Origin of the sequence: Edaphobacter sp. 12200R-103, assembly GCF_010093025.1 — a bacterium.
Classification (GTDB): domain Bacteria; phylum Acidobacteriota; class Terriglobia; order Terriglobales; family Acidobacteriaceae; genus Edaphobacter.
Genome location: NZ_CP048114.1, coordinates 592,688 through 608,117, shown reverse-complemented (window position 1 = coordinate 608,117; position 15,430 = coordinate 592,688). Strand labels below are relative to the sequence as shown.

The window sequence follows — 15,430 nt, the reverse complement described above, 5'->3', positions numbered from 1 at the left end:
CAGATGCAGTCCCAGGATAAAGAGAGGGACGAGACCGCCCTGATTGCGGAGATTCTGGGCGGCAAGACGGATGCCTTCCATGAGCTGATTCGCCCCTATGAGCGTAGTGTGTACCTCATGGCACTCTCGATGCTTCGCAACGAGGCGGACGCGGAGGACGTCGCGCAGGAGGCGTTCATCAAGGCTTATCGCAACCTGGGGCGGTTCCGTTCCGAAGCCCGATTCAGTACATGGCTGATCGCCATCGCGCTCAACGAGGCTCGCGCGCGTCTGCGCCGGAAACAGCCAGGGCTCACGGATTCCATCGACGACCAGGAAGGTCCGGTCGTTCCAGCGCAGCTTACCGACTGGCGCGAGATCCCGTCGGAGAGCCTTGAACGCCAGGAGATTCGCTCCATCATTCGCCGTGCCCTTGAGGCACTTCCGCTCCACTATCGTGAGGTCTTCATGCTTCGCGAGATTGAAGAACGTAATGTGAAGGAGACCGCCGAGACGCTGGGAATTACCATCGCCTCGGTTAAGATGAGGCTGCATCGTGCACGGATGATGCTGCAGAAACAGCTTGCGCCACAGCTCACCAGTGCCACGGAGACGAAGCGCCGCAGGAGGTTCCCATGGTTCTGAACTGCCGCCATGTTTGGGAATACATCTCCGGCTACCTGGATAACACGCTCGACGAGGAGACTCGTCTTGATGTGGAACGGCACCTGGAACACTGCGAGATCTGCTCGGCCATTCTGGATTCGACGCGTAACATCCTCGTCCTCACAGCGGATGATCGCGTCTTCGAGCTTCCTGTCGGGTACAGCGAGCGTCTTCATGCACGACTGCAACGGGTGATGCTGGAGAGTCCACCACCAGACTCCGAGCCAGAATCCTCTTGACGTAACTCGTTATTCTGAAACTGAGATACGATCGTCATTCTGAGGCGCAGCCGAGAATCCCTGATTTTGTCCGGAGCATCGCGGGCGCCACAGGCAGAATACAGGGATGCTTCGCGTTGCTCAGGATGACGGCCTTTAGGGAGGACGGCTCTTTTTAGAAGACGTGCTTCTTTGGGGCGACCTTTTGGAGGACGCCCTTTTGCGGCTCTAGCAGCGGCAAAAACCCTAGAGGTGCCCGTGGAGCTTGAGATGGAGAGTCCCTTCGACCACAAGCAAAACCAGAGTGATGACCGCGAGGGCAATCTGCGTCCGCTCTGCCCGGATCTTATTCGGCGAGACCGGACGCGCTCTCCATTGCGCCGCGGGACGCGCCCGCAGGGAGCGGACTCTCCATACGGAATAGAGATTTGCAACAGCTCCAGCCAACGCCAGAATCATCATGGGAATACGAATGGCATCCTGATGAAATTTTTCCAGGGGCGGAAGAATTCCCGCCATCACCAGCGCGCTCACTCCGATAAAAACACGGAGACCGCTGATCGCCAGCACCGCCGCGCATATGCTTTGCAATAGCGCGAAGGATGCGCTACCTACGTTCGCCCAACGCAGGGTGCGTTCTGTCGTCTCCGCGCTCTCAAGATGTTCGTCTCTGCCCTGCTCAACCATCAGCCCTGCCTAGCTGGCCGGTCATGCTCAAGCCAGACTTTATACAACCCCCAGGCAGCGACCGAACAGTTGTCGACGATCTCGCCTGCGAGCAGCATACGCTCGAATTCAGTTACACTAACCCGCCGCACGACCAGGTCATGCTCTTCCACATCCGGATCGGGGCTTCCCTGCTTCAATCCCTCTGCCAGAAAGATGTAGTGTCTCTGGTTCATCACGCCATAGGCGATCTGCAGGGTTCCAAGCAGGGTCATCCGTTCCGCTTCGAGTCCCGTCTCTTCGCGCAGCTCCCCACGCGCCAGCTCTTCCGGAACGACATCGGCTTGCTCCCACCCTCCCTGAGGAAATTCGGCAAAACGGCCGCCCACCGTGTAACGGAACTGCTCGATCAGGTAGAGGAACTCGCCCTCCTCGGTTTTTTCGAATGGAATGATGATCGAAGCCGGGTCCTTGTCGACCACGCCGTAGATGCCTCGCTGGCCGTTGGCGCGCTCGATCACATCCTCGCGCACGCTGGTCCACGGATTGCGGTAGACCTCGCGGCTGCTGATGGTTTTGATCGACAAACTCTCTCCTGTCTACTCCGGCATCTCGAACTCAAGGTGCGACGGGTATTTAGACGACTCATAGATCGAAATCGTCTGCGCCTTATATGCGCTTGCAGGTGCCATCATAATGTTTGGAACCCGGGTCTGCGGATTGCGATCGTAGAGGGGGAACCAGCTTGACTGCACCTGGACCATGATTCTGTGTCCCTTCAGGAAGGTATGATCGGCGCCGTGCAGGCTCCACTTGTACTCCGTCACCTCGCCGGGCTTTACAGGCTCAGGCTTCTCGAAGCTGTTGCGGTAGCGTCCACGAAGGATCTCGTCTGAAATCATCAGCTGGTATCCGCTCATCCCATCAGGAGCGTCATCGGGATAGACGTCGATCAGCTTTACGATCCAGTCGCCGTCGCTGCCGGTGGTCGAAGCAAACAGATCGGCTAGTACATCTCCGGTGACTGTAACGTCATGATCGAGCGGCGGAGTTGTGAAGTTCGCGAGATCCTTACGTCCGCTCACAAAACGCTGGTCTTCCGCGAGCCATGTTCGCCACTTCGATCCGTTGCCATAGGTCGCCTGGATAGGCCGGTGCCTGTAAGGAACGGGATTCTCCGGATCAGCCACATACTCGGTTTTGTTTTCCGTCGCAGGCGGCTCGAAACTCAGGCCGTGATCCGCTGCCAGATACAGCTTTGCCGGTTTGAATCCCACCTTCGGCGGCCATGCATCGTACCGCTCCCACTTGTCTACGCCGGTGCGGAAGCTCGCCGTGTCCTTCAGGTCGAAGCCGGGGCGGTCCTTGAGGTACTTCTCAAAGAAGGGCGCCTCGATCGTCTTGCGATAGGTCTCACCGGTGGCAGAGCCGAAGTCCACCGCGCCCAGATGCCGCGTCGTCGGCACCCATCCTCCGTGGTTCCACGGTCCCAGCACGAGGAAGACCTCATGGTTTTTGTCATGCGGCTCCAGCGCAGCATACTCGGCCTGTGGCCCCCACATGTCCTCCTGGTCCCACCAGCCTCCCACCTCAAGCGTGGGAACCTCCACCTTCGTCAGATGCGGCTCAACCGCCATCGCCTGCCAGAACTTCGTGTATGCGGGCTGCGACAGAAACGCCTTCGCAGTCGGCAGCTTGCTCATGCCCGCGCTTTTGGCAGCTCCGGCGAAGTTCACATTCTGGAGGAAGAAGTCGTAGGTATCCTCGCTCGACTGAACCCGCACATCGGTCTTCTGGCCTTCGAGCTGCTGCACATAGTCGAAGCCGTAGCTCTCGCGAAAGGCTCCATTGTGAAAGAAATCATCGCCGATCCAGATATTCGTCATCGGGGCCTGCGGAGAGATGGCCTTCACCGCCGGATGCGCGTCGATCCCCGCCATCATCGAAAGAAAGCCGGGATATGAGATACCGTATACCCCCACGCGGCCGTTGTTGTTGGGAACATTCTTCAGCAGCCAGTCGATCGTGTCGTTGGTATCGGTCGTTTCGTCGATATCCTTCTTCGTCCTGTGCTCGACAATGGGCCGGTTCATCACAAACTGGCCCTCCGACTTATAGCGTCCGCGAATATCTCCGAAGACAAAGATGTATCCACTCCGCGCCAGCTCCGGCTTGGAGGCATTCACACTGGTCGAGGTTTCTCCGTCCACACCGTAGGGAGTCCTCTCCATCAGAAATGGCAGAGCAGGACCATCACTCTCCGATCCCTCCGGCCGCAGGATGACCAGATGCAGCCTGACGCCATCGCGCATGGGAACCATCTCTTCGCTGCGGGTATAGTCACGAAAATGATTCAGCTCCGCGGGCCTGTCGCTGAACCGAACCATGTTGACGGCGTTTCCATTGGAGCCTGTGACCGTGGTCGTCAGCCCGGTCACGGTTCCATGGGCGTCCCGGGTAAACGTAACCCGCAGGGGAGTTCCCGGCACGAAGAAGTGATCGGGCGACTCCGGGGTCAGCTGAATCCGCGGCATACGCTCGCCTTCGGCGTACAGGCTGCCATTGCTCAGCGTGATGGCATTGACCACGTCGGGCTCGACGGAGCCACGATACTGGCCAATGTATTCGCTCAATTTTTCTGCCGGAAGCGTTACAGCCTGAAGATCTGCCGTATGGTCCTGCGCCCACGCCATGGAGACAGCCAGCAGGAGAACCGCAGGCGCCACTATCACTCTCGACCAGGTCAAATGCTTCATCTTGACGATCCTCAAAGCAGCTCAGCCGGTACCCAGAAGAGGCAAATGCCGCCTCCGCCCTGCTCTCACGCGTCGAGACAGGACAGACGGCGGCAATTCTGTTGATCTTAAGTCAGAAGCGCCGGCGAGGCCGAGCACTGAAACCCGATGCGATTATGGGAACCGTCGCAGAACGGACGCTTTTCGCTGGCGCCGCAGCGGCAAAGGGAGATCGCGGGCTTGCCCGTCAGGTCCCAGTGTCTTCCATCCGCGTCTGTCAGGGAGATTGGACCCTCGACCCGCAACGGACCGTTCGGGCGAACCGTAATTTTTACTGCCTCATCTGCCATTGGTGTAGCTCACTCTCTTTGAGAAGGATGAGCCCAGCATAGCAAACCCGACGCAGCGCCTCACACACCCTAGCTGAAGTCCAGCTCCACCTCATCGACGTAGCACCATCCCCAGTCCTCTCCCGGTTCGACTGAGCGCATAATGGGGTGCTTCGTCGCGTGAAAGTGCTTGGTCGCATGCGTGTTGGGCGATGAATCGCAACAGCCCACGTGCCCGCATATCTGGCACATTCGCAGATGCACCCAGCGACCTCCGATCTTCAGACAGTCCTCACAACCTTTGGATGAAGGCTTTACATCGCGAACCTGGTCCAGATGCTTACACACCATGTACTCCCTCCAACGCACTCTCCTCCGATCCTAGCGCAAACGAGGAGAGCGGTGCGCGCCAGCCGCCGGAGCGCCTCTAATCCGTCGATTCCCCCTGCAGATCGACCATCCCATACTCCTTCAGCTTGCGGTAGAGGGTAGTCTTGCCAATACCCAGAAGCCTGGCTGCCAGCAGTTTGTCTCCATTGAGCTGCTGGATCGTGTTGAGGATCGCCTGCTTCTCGAGTTCAGCGATAGAGACGATCTCGCCGGGGCCGTGCGAAGCCGTTGTATCCAGCTCCGCCTGAGCCGACAGGCTCTCAGCCGCAGCCTCAGCGGCCCGATGCATACTCAGATCCTGAAGCTGCGTCGGCATGTCGCCGAGATGAAGCACCGGACCGCTCGAAAGAGCGCAGGCGCGTTCGATCGCATTTTCCAGCTCGCGCACGTTGCCCGGCCAGTCGTAGTCCGCCATCAGCCGCAGGGAATCGTCCGAAAGCGTACGCTCCGTACCAGTCTGCTTCTCCATTCTCTCCAGAAAGTGCATCGCCAGCAAAGGAATGTCTCCCCTGCGCTCTCGAAGGGGAGGAATCCGAAGGTTGACCACGTTCAATCGAAAGAACAGGTCCTTGCGGAACTTGCCCTGCTCGACCATACCGGCAAGGTCACGGTTGGTCGCCGCCAGTACGCGCGCAGAAAAGGGTCTGGCCTGCGTCGCGCCAACAGGACGCACCTCTTTTTCCTGGAGGGCGCGCAGCAGCCTGGCCTGCAGATCCAGAGGAAGCTCACCGATCTCGTCCAGAAAGACCGTGCCGCCCTCGGCCGATGTCAGAAGCCCTTCTTTTGCTCGATCGGCTCCGGTAAATGCTCCTTTGACGTGGCCAAACAGCTCGCTCTCGATGAGCGAAGGGGCCAGCGATCCGCAGTCCACCGGGAGAAAGGGCCTCTGCGCATTGGGGCCGTTGAAGTGGATGGCTCGCGCGACCAGCTCCTTGCCCGTCCCACTCTCGCCCAGAATGAGAACCGGATGCGTCGAAAACGTCACCTTGGAGAGGATGCGATAGAGCTTTTCCATCTCCGGGGACTTGCCTACCAGGCCGTTGGTGTCTTCCTGCGCCCGCAACCTCTCCCGCAACTGACGGCTCTCACAGTCAAACTGGACTCTCTGGCTGGCCCGTTCGAGCACCGTCGTCAGCTCCTCAAGCGCGAACGGCTTGGTCAGGTAGTCTCGCGCTCCGATACGCATGGCCTCGACCGCCGAGGAGACCGTGGCAAAGGCCGTCATCACCACGACCGCCGTATCCGGATAGAGCGCGTTCACCTGCTCGAGCAGCGCCAGGCCTCCGCCGTCGGGGAGCTTCAGATCCAGCAGCACCACATCGACCTTCCTGTTCTTCAGGACCCTTCTCGCCTGGGTGACTGTGCCTGCGCCAACGACCGCACAGCCCATCTTCTCCGCAATAGTGCTGCAGGTCTGGCGGACCGCAGCGTCGTCATCGACCACCAGGACATGCAGCCCCTGGATCCTGACTCCCTCGCTCTCCTCCGCGACCTCTGTTCGGGGCGACTTCTGCGCCGCTTCGATCACTGCGGTCCGCGCTGCTGCGGACGGTTCCACCTCTGACTGCCGTATGGTCCTGCTCTGCTCTGCTACGGTCATTCTTCGCTCCCATTCAAATTTCAAGCGCGATATGCAACGGATTGCACTTCTGTAATCACGTGCTGTGCCAAACTGGGAAGATTCAGCTAAGTCATTGATCTACATAGAGCAACACTGGACAGCTCGTGATATCCCGTCAAGGACAACACAACTTCGGAACTTCTGGATATTCCCAGAATGGGCCATAAGAGCCCTTGAGGCCGACGAAGTCCCTGATTTAAGCGGCGCCTGATGGCTTCCCGAACTGGAACCGGGTTCCCGTTTCGGGAAGCCCCGCGGGAAGGCCGTCTATAATCGCGGAATGCCTGCTGCACCACCTGAACTCTTTCGTCCCGATGCCCGGCCTGCCGATTCCCTGCGAACCATCCGCCTCACTCCAGGCTTTGTCGCCATGGCCGAGGGCTCTGTCCTGATCGAAGCGGGAAACACCCGCGTCCTATGTAACGCTTCGGTCGAGCAGGGTGTCCCTGCATGGCTGCGCAACTCCGGCCGCGGCTGGGTGACAGCCGAATACGGCATGCTGCCCCGTGCCACCCTGACCCGCACGGCTCGCGAGGCCGAGCGGGGAAAGATCGGCGGGAGAACCCATGAGATTCAGCGGCTGATAGGCCGCAGCCTGCGCTCGGTGGTCGATATGAAGGCACTGGGAGAGCGGACGATCATCCTGGATTGCGACGTTCTGCAGGCGGATGGAGGAACCCGTACCGCAGCTATTACCGGTGCCTGTGTCGCCCTGGCGATCGCGCTTGAGAAGCTGGTCGCAGCCGGAACGCTCAAGGCCTCTCCGCTTCGCCAGATGGTTGCAGCAACCTCTGTCGGCATCGTCGATGGCAATGTTCTGCTCGACCTTTGTTACGAGGAGGACTCGCGCGCGATCGTCGACATGAACGTCGTCATGCTCGCCGACGGCGGCCTCGTCGAGACCCAGGCCACCGCCGAGAAAGACTCCTACTCGCGTCAGCAGCTCAACGAGATGCTCGACTATGGTGAAAAGGGCATCCGCGAGCTCCTCGCCGCCCAGAAGGCCGCCCTCGCCACCGCCCTCTAAATCTTGCAAGAGGATCCCCATTGATGAAGAACCCAAAAGAAAAGCCCACCACCCGGCTTCAGGATCTGGCCTCGTTCTCCTCGACCTTCGCCGTCGCCTTCTTCATCATGACCTTCCTCTTCCAGAACTTCGCCATCCCCTCCGCTTCCATGGCGAGCACCCTTCTGGTCGGCGATCACGTCCTCGTTGAGCGCGTCTCCCTCGCGCCCTCTTCCCCTCTCGCTGGATTTCTTCCCTACGGCCAACTCCATCACGATGAGCCCATCGTCTTCTGGCGGCCCGCGCCCAACGCCAGCGGCAACCACGACATCCTCGTCAAGCGGGTCATCGGACTTCCCGGCGATCGCATCCACCTTCGCCACGGCATCGTCTATCGCAACGGCATTGTCCTGCACGAGCCCTACGCCGCCCAACCCACCGCGGCCAACTACGATCCCTACAACGACGAGTTCCCCGCCATCCCCGCCGACCAGGGCCGCGACGTCCTCGCCTCCTGGTCCGTCGATCTCCCCACCCACATTCAGGGAGAAGACCTCATCATCCCTCCCGGCTATTACTTCATGATGGGCGACAACCGCACCAACAGCTACGACAGCCGTTACTGGGGGCTCGTGCCCCGCGCCAACCTCATCGGGCGCCCCCTCTTCATCTACTGGTCCTTCAAAACCCCCGAAGACCAGGAATACAAAACTTCCCTCTCCGATTGCTCCACCTTCGCCCTCCACCAGACACTTCATCTCTTCGATGAAACCCGATGGAACCGCACCTTCAAACCGATCCGGTAACCCACAGTTAGAAGTGTCATCGCGACTGCGTTTTTCTCGTCGCATTACCGCTTCGTGCCTCGTCGATACGGTAAAAGACGGTCACCTCCTCAATGGCAGGCGCTTACGTCCTGGAACTGTCCTCCGGGAACAGCCTGCCCGGCTACTCCCTGAGCGCAGGCGAGAATCTTCTTATCCAGCGGGTCATTGGCGAGGGAATCCGGAGAGACATAGCTCAGGTTCGATCGCATGGACAGGAAGCGGTCGCTCAACTGCTGGATCATCCCCTTGGCATTCTGCAGCAGAGCAAGCGCCTGCCGGTCGGCATCGGTCGTCGTGGAGGCAGAAGCCATCTCCATCCTGGTGTCCGCGATGGTCCGGTAGTTCGATACCCAGCTCTGTTCCACGGGATTATTGGTGCGAATGGCATTCTCGATTGCGCTTCTCCACTCGCGGATGACGCTCATCTCCTCGACTGCGGCCCGCAGGAACTCGCGTGAGTACCCCTTCTCCTCCTGCGCCGGCACTGGGGGCGTCGCCGGGGAGGTGGGCGCAACGCCGGGAGGAACCGTCTGCGGCAGGGTCAGGACGATGCGACTTCCCTGAAAGCTCAGGCTGGATTCCGTAATACGAGCAAGACCTTCCACCTCAACGTAGGCGTGACCGTTGCGCTGGATCACCGGGACCTGTCCATCATAGCCATGAACCACCAGGCTGGTGGGCACTGCCTGCCTGGGATGTGCGGGCGCATCCTGGGCGTAGCAGACGACCGTCCCAGTTGCTGCGGTCAGCGCCGCCATCCCAATCCTCTTCCATCTGTTCTTCATCGTCATGGTCCCCCATTGGAAAGCCTGAAAACCTGTCCCACAGGTATCATCCCATCTATGCATGCAGAGATCGATGCCGATATCCTCTCTCAGCTCATCTCGCTCGAACCAATCTTTCACCGGTTCGAAGGTCTTTCGGGCCGCTTGCCGACGCACGCAGACATTGATTCCATGATGGCCCCTGAGTTCTTTGAGATCGGAGTCTCAGGCCGTCTCTACTCCCGCGACTTTATCATCCGGACACTTGAAGCACGTTTTAGCACGCCCGAACCTCAACCGGACCATTTTCGAACCTCAGAGTTCCACCTCCTGCGCGTCAGTGCGGATACCTGGCTGCTCTCTTACGTGCTTCGGCAGGAGATCACGGATGCTCCGCGCATCAGCCGCCGCACGACGCTCTGGAAGAAGACGGTGGAGGGATGGAAGATTCTCTTTCACCAGGGCACACTGGTCGAGGGTGCCCCACTGCCGGAGTCTGGAGAGAGTTAAAGAAAGGCCGTCTCTTCCTGGAAGTTCGCCTCTGAAATCTTTTTAGCTTTAAAAGATTTTGCATAAAAATCGACGGGGAGGCGACTCTGCAGAGACATTCGGCCAGAGTTCTCATCCGGTGTGTAAAATGGCCCAACAAAGATTAAACCTCAGGAGAATAAGCACAAATGTCGAAGCTGACCCCAGGGAAACTTGCCGGACTGAAAGCCGTATCCGACGCTCGTGGCGTTATCGCCGCCGCCGCCATGGACCAGCGCGGCTCCCTCCAAAAGTCATTGGCCAAGGAGCGGGGAGCAGCCGCGAACGCTCAGGATCTCGAAGAGTTCAAGGTCGATGTCACCGACGTCCTTACTCGCCACGCCTCGGCCATTCTGCTTGACCCGGAGTACGGTCTGCCTGCCTCCAAGGTGAGGAACGGCAAGGGCCTCCTTCTCGCCTACGAGAAGACTGGCTACGACGCTACCACCGCAGGACGCCTGCCCGATCTGCTCGACCTGTGGAGCGTACGCCGTCTGAAAGAGGCGGGCGCTGACTGCATCAAGATTCTTCTTTACTACACTCCCTACGAGAAGACTGCGATCAACGATCACAAACATGCCTGGGTTGAGCGTATCGGGGACGAGTGCCTGGCGCATGACATTCCGTTCTTCCTGGAGACGGTGGGTTATGACGCCGAGGGTGGTGACGAGAAGTCGCTTGCCTATGCGAAGAAGAAGCCCGAGGTCGTCTCCGGCTCCATGGCCGAGTTCGGAAAGGCTCGCTATAACGTCGACGTCCTCAAGGTCGAGGTCCCCATCGAGATGTCTTACGTTGAGGGAACCCGGTCGTTCAAGGGAGAGAGAGCTTACACACGCGCTGAGGCCCTGCAACACTTCCGCGATGCCGAAGCGATGACACATAAGCCGTTCATCTATCTCTCCGCAGGTGTTTCGAATCCGGTCTTTATCGAGACCCTGGAGCTTGCCGCCGAGTCGGGGACCAAGTTCAATGGAGTACTCTGCGGGCGCGCGACCTGGAAGGACGGAATTCCCATCTTTGCCACCAAGGGATCCAAAGCATTCCGCGACTGGCTTGAGACGAAGGGCGTAGAGAACATCACCAATGTCAATAACGCTCTGAAGGCGGCCAGCCCCTGGTATGAGAAGTTCGACGCCAAGAGCATGGACGAGCTTGGCTGAAGCCGGCACGAACCAAAATCAAAGCGGCGGCCCCTTTTAGAGGGCCGCCGCTTTTTTCTTTTTACTTGGGTTTTACTGCATCGTCTGTAGTTCAACTGCTTCTCGGTACAACCTCTTACAAAAACTCAAAAAAAAGAGCGGGGCCGACGGGATTGCAGCCCCGCTCCTGCGAAAAATCAAACTTTTCAGCTCAGCGTCTCGCTTACGCGAGCTCGATATCGTAGATGGAGCTTCTCCATCTCGATGTTGACGGCTTGTCCGTTCTGCTCCAGGCGCTCGGTCCAACTCTCGATCACCTCGATACAGGCATGATCGATGTAGCGGAGCTCACCGCAATGGACATGCACCATGGGGGTGTCCGGCTTGATCTGGTCCAAAGCGCGAGTGATCCTGGGGATGGAGACGAAGGTGCCAATGCCGGAGAGATGAACATGCGTCTCTCCGTTCTGGTCCTCGATCCGCGTTTCAAGATGCGCAACCGTATAGAGCAGGCGAAGCAGCGACAAGGACACGCCCACGATCACGCCGGTCAACAGGTCCGTGCAGACGATCGTCAGCATGGAAGCGAAGTAGATCAGCACGGGGACTCGTCCAAAGCGCGCCAGCTTTCTGACCTCTGCAGGCTTTACCAACCTGATGCCGACGAAGATCAGCACAGCCGCCAGGCTGGCTGTAGGGATGAGGCGCAGGACGGATGCAAACACGACGACCGAGGCCAGCATCCAGACACCATGCAGAATCGCTGAGCGGCGCGACTGCGCTCCCGCCTGCACGTTGGTCGAGCTGCGTACGATAACGCCGGTCATCGGCAACGCACCGACGAAACCACAGAGCAGATTGCCGACTCCCTGGGCCGCCAATTCGCGGTCATAGTTGGTCTTGCAGCGGTTCTGCATCTGTTCGACCGCCGCGGCGGACAGCAGGGTCTCTGCACTCGCGATGAAGGCGAGAGCGAAAGCCGTGCCGACAATCGAGGAGAGCGTCATTCCATGAAGAGAACTGAGATTGGGAAGCGAGATCATCTGGAGCAGATTGTCGGGAACCTTGATGCGGTTGACCCCGAGGTGAAGAAACTGGGCCAGCGCGGTCGCCGAGGCAATCCCCAGCAGCGCTCCCGGAACCAGCTTCAGCCTGACGGGGCGGAACCTCTCCCAAAGGATCATGACCGCCATTGTGGTCACACCGACAAGGGCTGCGGCCTCTTCCCTGCTTCCATTCAGGGGAAAGAGACCGCCAAATATAGCGTCCCACATCCCCATGATGTTCTCCGGCCCGTTGTGCCGGGGCGAACGATCGAGAACCACGTAAAACTGCTGAATGACGATCAGCACGCCGATACCTGCCAGCATGCCGTGAATGACCTCAGGAGAGATGGCTCGGAAGTAGCGGCCCGTTTTCAGCAAACCTGCCGCCAGCTGCACTGCTCCCGCAATCATCAGCAGCGGACCCAACACGGCAATCCCATGCTCCCGCACCAATTCAAATACGATGACCGCGAGGCCTGCGGCGGGGCCACTGACCTGCAAAGGTTGTCCGGCGAGGAACCCTACTACCAGGCCCCCAATCATTCCCGTTACCAGGCCTGCGGCGGGGGGCATTCCCGAGGCCAGAGCGATTCCCATGCAAAGCGGCAGGGCGACTAGAAAAACGACGAGCGATGCGGAAAAATCGCGCCCGAAAGCCGCATTATTCTCTGCATTCGTTTCTGACCGAATGTGATGACGTGTGGTCGACATGATTTTCTCCTTATGCAATCCTGCGTTCGCGATCAGGGGCAGCTGCAGCAGCGGTCTGCTCCTCGGCCAGCAGCGGACGGAAGCGACCCTGCTCCACATCGAACTGCTGAATGGCGCCTGTCCCGATCTCATAGAGCCAGCCATGGATGCGGACAGTATTGTCGTTGAGCGCGTCATGGACCGCGGGATGGTTCCGCAGATTGTGCATCTGTGCAATAACGTTTGCCTCTGTCAGCAGCTTGAGTCGCTGCTCGAAAGAGAAGGAGTTGGAGTCTTTCAAGAGCCGCGTAAGCCATCTGGACGACGGGCCCGCGTACTCGAGGTAAGAGCGAACGGCTGGAAGTGACTCGATATTTTCGCTCTCGAGGATGCCTTTCATTGCTCCGCAGTCGGAGTGACCGCAGACGATGACATCCGGGATACGAAGAACGCGAATCGCGTATTCAATCGTGGCGGCGACGCCGCTTGCGGTTTCAGTTGGCGGGGGAACCAGGTTCCCTACACTACGGGACGGGAACAACGTTCCGGGTTCGCACTGCATGACCACTTCGGGAACGACTCGGGAGTCCGAGCAGCAGATAAAGAGCGCCTGCGGCTGCTGTCCTGTGGCCAGCTTCTCAAACAGTGCAGATTGCAGGGGAAAGACATTCGAACGGAACTTCGCATAACCATCGATTAATTGCTGCATACACCTCTCCTCGGGCAGTTGCGGCAGAAAGCGCAAACACCCTTGAAATCGCGGTGAACTTCGACCAGATAAGAAGCGTCTGGCTAAGTTGTGCGAGAGAGATTATGCAGTTGGAGGAGCCCGGCCGAGTCCGGGAGCGCGAGGGGCGCTGCCAAGCGCCAGCACATTCTCCTGTGCCAGCAACTCGATAGGATCATCGGGAAGCGGAAGCATCAACCGTACAGGCGCAAGAGCAGCATGAGGAGGCAGGGATAATCCATGGGGAGGCAAGGACAATCCTGCCTGCGAAAGACTAATCGCCTGATTCGCCGAAAGATGAACTACAACTACGTGCTCCACAGCGGCATCGACCGACGCCATGGCTCCTATACGGGACCGGCGCGTCCCCAGTGCGGGAACATGAGAGTAGTTGATGCGCGTGCGCTGCACCATCCGGTGGCCGTGCAGCGCTCCCATAAAGCAGAGAAGGTTCAACCCGGCAAAGATAACGCCTAGTAGAATCCGGTGCGAGATGGGTTTGCGTCGCATTGCCGCCAATCTAGATGAAGTCTATCTGTATAGACGCGAAAAAAAATTGAAGAGAAGATTATTTTTTCATCTTCCAGAGCCAACGATTTCGGGAAACAGAGCCAGTCATCACTAGTACAGCTATTTTGTGGGGGATGGCCGGGGGCGCGCAACCTATCTTTTGGCCATATCTCAGCGATCTCTCCCCCCTAACCTGCTCCGCGGCCTGTTTTCCATGGGAGGACGTTCGTCAGCGTGTCTCTGCGTCTTCCGCACGCCTTAAGGTGCGCTTCATGTTGTGTCTTTAAGCTGTTTTGAAATGCCGGGTTTTTACTATCACTCTCTAGCCGGACTTCTCTTCACTGGTCTTTTTCTCGGGTCGACCTGCCGATGCCAGATACCCACCACAACGATTCCCTCAGGAACGCCGGTCGTGGTTGGTATCAACACGCATCTTCCGATGCGCCTCCATGAACCTGTTCAGGGCTATCTGCGCTATCCCGTATTTGTAAACGGAATCATGATTCTGCCGGCGAAGACCGAGATTGATGGAACGGTGACGGACCTGCTACCCAATCGGCCCCGTCGGAACAACGCGCGCCTAAATGGCGATTTCACGCCCTTTCACACTCCTGTGGTGCGATTTACCAGTCTTACTTTGAGCAACGGCACCACGCTCGAATTCTCAGTCAATGCGACGAGTGACGGCGCGCCTGTTTACCAACTCGTGGCTCCTCCTCCACGCAAAGGGGGCTTTCTTCGCCAACAATATGATGCAGGGATGCAGATGGTGCATGATCAGCTTCATCTGCTCACTGCTCCCCATAAGGGCGACCGTCTGCTGCAACTCTTCTATCATCAGCTTCCCTACCATCCCGAGCGAATCGAAAGTGGAACATCGTGGACAGTTGAGACAACCGCCCCTATCGCCATCCCACGGCTGAAGACCGCCTCTGCTTCCGGAACAGAGACTTCCAGTAGCTCAGGAAGCTGGCTGATCCGAGCCTACCTGGACCAAAGCCTTTCTTCGGCAACGGCAAAGGCAGGAGAACCGATTAAGGCGACGGTGGCCGAACCCATCTACAATCCAGACCACTCCATAGCTGTTCCACAGGGGGCGGTGCTGATCGGGGCCGTCACCACCTGCAAGCCGGCGCGATCGTTCGGTCGCGCCGGCTTGCTACGATTCGACTTCAAACAGATTGTCATGCCTGAGGGGAAGAAAGAGAATATTCAGACCGCGCTTGCAGGAGTGGATGCTGCGGGCGACGGCCTGCAGATGAACGCCGAGGGCAAGGTAAAGCCGAAGCCCCAGGACAAGCTGGTCGTTCCGCTTATTCTTGGGATCCTGGCCTCGCGGCCACTCGACGAGGACGCGCACTTCCAGGGAGGCAAGAATTTCGTCGGCGCCAATGGAATTGGCCTGGCTGGCAATATCATCGGCTGGACTGGAGGATCGCGTTATATCGCTGCAGGAATCGGCGCATACGGCACGACGCTATCCATTTATCGCCGCTGGATCGCGAGCGGACACCAGGTTTCATTTCCGCGGGATACCCGCATCGTTCTGCAGGCGACGGTACGCAGATCAGCCGTGTTGAAGCCGTAAG

The 15,430-nt window shown here is 58.7% G+C and carries 17 protein-coding genes; 7 read left to right on the top strand and 10 right to left on the bottom strand.

The window, feature by feature from the left end; all coding sequences use genetic code 11:
* Positions 1 to 3 precede the first annotated feature (3 nt).
* Together GWR55_RS02590 and GWR55_RS02585 are read left to right on the top strand one after the other, a co-directional pair.
* Positions 4 to 624, top strand: a complete 621-nt coding sequence (locus GWR55_RS02590) for a sigma-70 family RNA polymerase sigma factor (RefSeq protein WP_162400866.1) — start codon at positions 4 to 6, stop codon at positions 622 to 624.
* Positions 615 to 884, top strand: a complete 270-nt coding sequence (locus GWR55_RS02585) for an anti-sigma factor (RefSeq protein ID WP_162400865.1) — start codon at positions 615 to 617, stop codon at positions 882 to 884. Before GWR55_RS02590 ends, GWR55_RS02585 begins: the two co-directional genes overlap by 10 nt.
* A gap of 225 nt (positions 885 to 1,109) precedes the next feature.
* Here GWR55_RS02585 and GWR55_RS02580 read toward each other — a convergent pair whose 3' ends face one another.
* The 6 genes from GWR55_RS02580 to GWR55_RS02555 all read right to left on the bottom strand — a co-directional run bounded on the left by GWR55_RS02580 (position 1,110) and on the right by GWR55_RS02555 (position 6,583).
* The gene (locus GWR55_RS02580; RefSeq protein ID WP_238398595.1) at positions 1,110 to 1,550 is read right to left on the bottom strand and encodes a hypothetical protein; all 441 of its coding nucleotides are present in this window, start codon (positions 1,548 to 1,550) and stop codon (positions 1,110 to 1,112) included.
* Positions 1,550 to 2,116 (bottom strand): NUDIX hydrolase, encoded by a 567-nt coding sequence (locus GWR55_RS02575; RefSeq protein ID WP_162400864.1) that lies wholly within the window; start codon positions 2,114 to 2,116, stop codon positions 1,550 to 1,552. The genes GWR55_RS02580 and GWR55_RS02575 overlap by 1 nt, the downstream gene beginning before the upstream one ends.
* A 12-nt stretch (positions 2,117 to 2,128) precedes the next feature.
* A complete protein-coding gene (locus tag GWR55_RS02570) occupies positions 2,129 to 4,285 on the bottom strand; it encodes a CocE/NonD family hydrolase (protein WP_238398594.1) in 2,157 nt (718 codons plus the stop codon).
* Positions 4,286 to 4,392: 107 nt separating this feature from the next.
* Positions 4,393 to 4,614: a CDGSH iron-sulfur domain-containing protein gene (locus tag GWR55_RS02565; RefSeq protein ID WP_162400863.1), complete on the bottom strand. Its 222-nt coding sequence runs from the start codon at positions 4,612 to 4,614 to the stop codon at positions 4,393 to 4,395.
* A gap of 69 nt (positions 4,615 to 4,683) precedes the next feature.
* Positions 4,684 to 4,944 (bottom strand): UBP-type zinc finger domain-containing protein, encoded by a 261-nt coding sequence (locus GWR55_RS02560; RefSeq protein WP_162400862.1) that lies wholly within the window; start codon positions 4,942 to 4,944, stop codon positions 4,684 to 4,686.
* Between the two features lie 76 nt (positions 4,945 to 5,020).
* A complete protein-coding gene (locus tag GWR55_RS02555; protein WP_162400861.1) occupies positions 5,021 to 6,583 on the bottom strand; it encodes a sigma-54 dependent transcriptional regulator in 1,563 nt (520 codons plus the stop codon).
* A gap of 301 nt (positions 6,584 to 6,884) precedes the next feature.
* Here GWR55_RS02555 and rph point away from each other — a divergent pair, with 301 nt between their 5' ends.
* Both rph and lepB read left to right on the top strand, forming a co-directional pair.
* Positions 6,885 to 7,631: a ribonuclease PH gene (rph, locus tag GWR55_RS02550; RefSeq protein ID WP_162400860.1), complete on the top strand. Its 747-nt coding sequence runs from the start codon at positions 6,885 to 6,887 to the stop codon at positions 7,629 to 7,631.
* A 23-nt stretch (positions 7,632 to 7,654) separates the two neighbouring features.
* Entirely contained in the window at positions 7,655 to 8,416 is a 762-nt protein-coding gene (gene lepB / locus GWR55_RS02545; RefSeq protein ID WP_162400859.1) for a signal peptidase I, read from the top strand.
* A gap of 89 nt (positions 8,417 to 8,505) precedes the next feature.
* On the opposite strand, the gene GWR55_RS02540 is transcribed toward lepB, so the two are convergent.
* Complete coding sequence (locus tag GWR55_RS02540) at positions 8,506 to 9,228, bottom strand: hypothetical protein (protein WP_162400858.1); 723 nt, start codon at positions 9,226 to 9,228, stop codon at positions 8,506 to 8,508.
* A gap of 51 nt (positions 9,229 to 9,279) precedes the next feature.
* On the opposite strand from GWR55_RS02540, the gene GWR55_RS02535 reads away from it, so the two are divergent.
* Both GWR55_RS02535 and GWR55_RS02530 read left to right on the top strand, forming a co-directional pair.
* Positions 9,280 to 9,711 (top strand): DUF4440 domain-containing protein, encoded by a 432-nt coding sequence (locus tag GWR55_RS02535; RefSeq protein ID WP_162400857.1) that lies wholly within the window; start codon positions 9,280 to 9,282, stop codon positions 9,709 to 9,711.
* Positions 9,712 to 9,878: 167 nt separating this feature from the next.
* Positions 9,879 to 10,889 carry a tagatose 1,6-diphosphate aldolase gene (locus tag GWR55_RS02530; RefSeq protein ID WP_162400856.1) on the top strand — a complete coding sequence of 337 codons (1,011 nt, stop codon included), beginning with the start codon at positions 9,879 to 9,881 and terminating at the stop codon, positions 10,887 to 10,889.
* 185 nt (positions 10,890 to 11,074) lie between these two features.
* Here the strand turns inward: GWR55_RS02530 and GWR55_RS02525 are convergent, their stop codons facing one another.
* The 3 genes from GWR55_RS02525 to GWR55_RS02515 all read right to left on the bottom strand — a co-directional run bounded on the left by GWR55_RS02525 (position 11,075) and on the right by GWR55_RS02515 (position 13,841).
* Positions 11,075 to 12,625: a SulP family inorganic anion transporter gene (locus GWR55_RS02525; protein WP_162400855.1), complete on the bottom strand. Its 1,551-nt coding sequence runs from the start codon at positions 12,623 to 12,625 to the stop codon at positions 11,075 to 11,077.
* A 10-nt stretch (positions 12,626 to 12,635) separates the two neighbouring features.
* Entirely contained in the window at positions 12,636 to 13,313 is a 678-nt protein-coding gene (locus GWR55_RS02520) for a carbonic anhydrase (protein ID WP_162400854.1), read from the bottom strand.
* Between the two features lie 102 nt (positions 13,314 to 13,415).
* Positions 13,416 to 13,841: a hypothetical protein gene (locus GWR55_RS02515; RefSeq protein ID WP_162400853.1), complete on the bottom strand. Its 426-nt coding sequence runs from the start codon at positions 13,839 to 13,841 to the stop codon at positions 13,416 to 13,418.
* Positions 13,842 to 14,139: 298 nt separating this feature from the next.
* Here GWR55_RS02515 and GWR55_RS02510 point away from each other — a divergent pair, with 298 nt between their 5' ends.
* Positions 14,140 to 15,429 (top strand): hypothetical protein, encoded by a 1,290-nt coding sequence (locus GWR55_RS02510; RefSeq protein ID WP_162400852.1) that lies wholly within the window; start codon positions 14,140 to 14,142, stop codon positions 15,427 to 15,429.
* Position 15,430 lies beyond the last annotated feature (1 nt).

Coding starts and splice junctions, on each gene's coding strand:
- GWR55_RS02530 (WP_162400856.1), top strand. CDS start 9,879: ATGTCGAAGCTGACCCCAGGGAAACTTGCCGGACTGAAAGCCGTATCC.
- GWR55_RS02590 (WP_162400866.1), top strand. CDS start 4: ATGCAGTCCCAGGATAAAGAGAGGGACGAGACCGCCCTGATTGCGGAG.
- GWR55_RS02515 (WP_162400853.1), bottom strand. CDS start 13,841: ATGCGACGCAAACCCATCTCGCACCGGATTCTACTAGGCGTTATCTTT.
- GWR55_RS02565 (WP_162400863.1), bottom strand. CDS start 4,614: ATGGCAGATGAGGCAGTAAAAATTACGGTTCGCCCGAACGGTCCGTTG.
- GWR55_RS02580 (WP_238398595.1), bottom strand. CDS start 1,550: ATGGTTGAGCAGGGCAGAGACGAACATCTTGAGAGCGCGGAGACGACA.
- GWR55_RS02535 (WP_162400857.1), top strand. CDS start 9,280: ATGCATGCAGAGATCGATGCCGATATCCTCTCTCAGCTCATCTCGCTC.
- GWR55_RS02585 (WP_162400865.1), top strand. CDS start 615: ATGGTTCTGAACTGCCGCCATGTTTGGGAATACATCTCCGGCTACCTG.
- GWR55_RS02570 (WP_238398594.1), bottom strand. CDS start 4,285: ATGAAGCATTTGACCTGGTCGAGAGTGATAGTGGCGCCTGCGGTTCTC.
- GWR55_RS02510 (WP_162400852.1), top strand. CDS start 14,140: ATGCCGGGTTTTTACTATCACTCTCTAGCCGGACTTCTCTTCACTGGT.
- GWR55_RS02525 (WP_162400855.1), bottom strand. CDS start 12,625: ATGTCGACCACACGTCATCACATTCGGTCAGAAACGAATGCAGAGAAT.
- GWR55_RS02520 (WP_162400854.1), bottom strand. CDS start 13,313: ATGCAGCAATTAATCGATGGTTATGCGAAGTTCCGTTCGAATGTCTTT.
- GWR55_RS02560 (WP_162400862.1), bottom strand. CDS start 4,944: ATGGTGTGTAAGCATCTGGACCAGGTTCGCGATGTAAAGCCTTCATCC.
- GWR55_RS02555 (WP_162400861.1), bottom strand. CDS start 6,583: ATGACCGTAGCAGAGCAGAGCAGGACCATACGGCAGTCAGAGGTGGAA.
- GWR55_RS02540 (WP_162400858.1), bottom strand. CDS start 9,228: ATGACGATGAAGAACAGATGGAAGAGGATTGGGATGGCGGCGCTGACC.
- rph (WP_162400860.1), top strand. CDS start 6,885: ATGCCTGCTGCACCACCTGAACTCTTTCGTCCCGATGCCCGGCCTGCC.
- lepB (WP_162400859.1), top strand. CDS start 7,655: ATGAAGAACCCAAAAGAAAAGCCCACCACCCGGCTTCAGGATCTGGCC.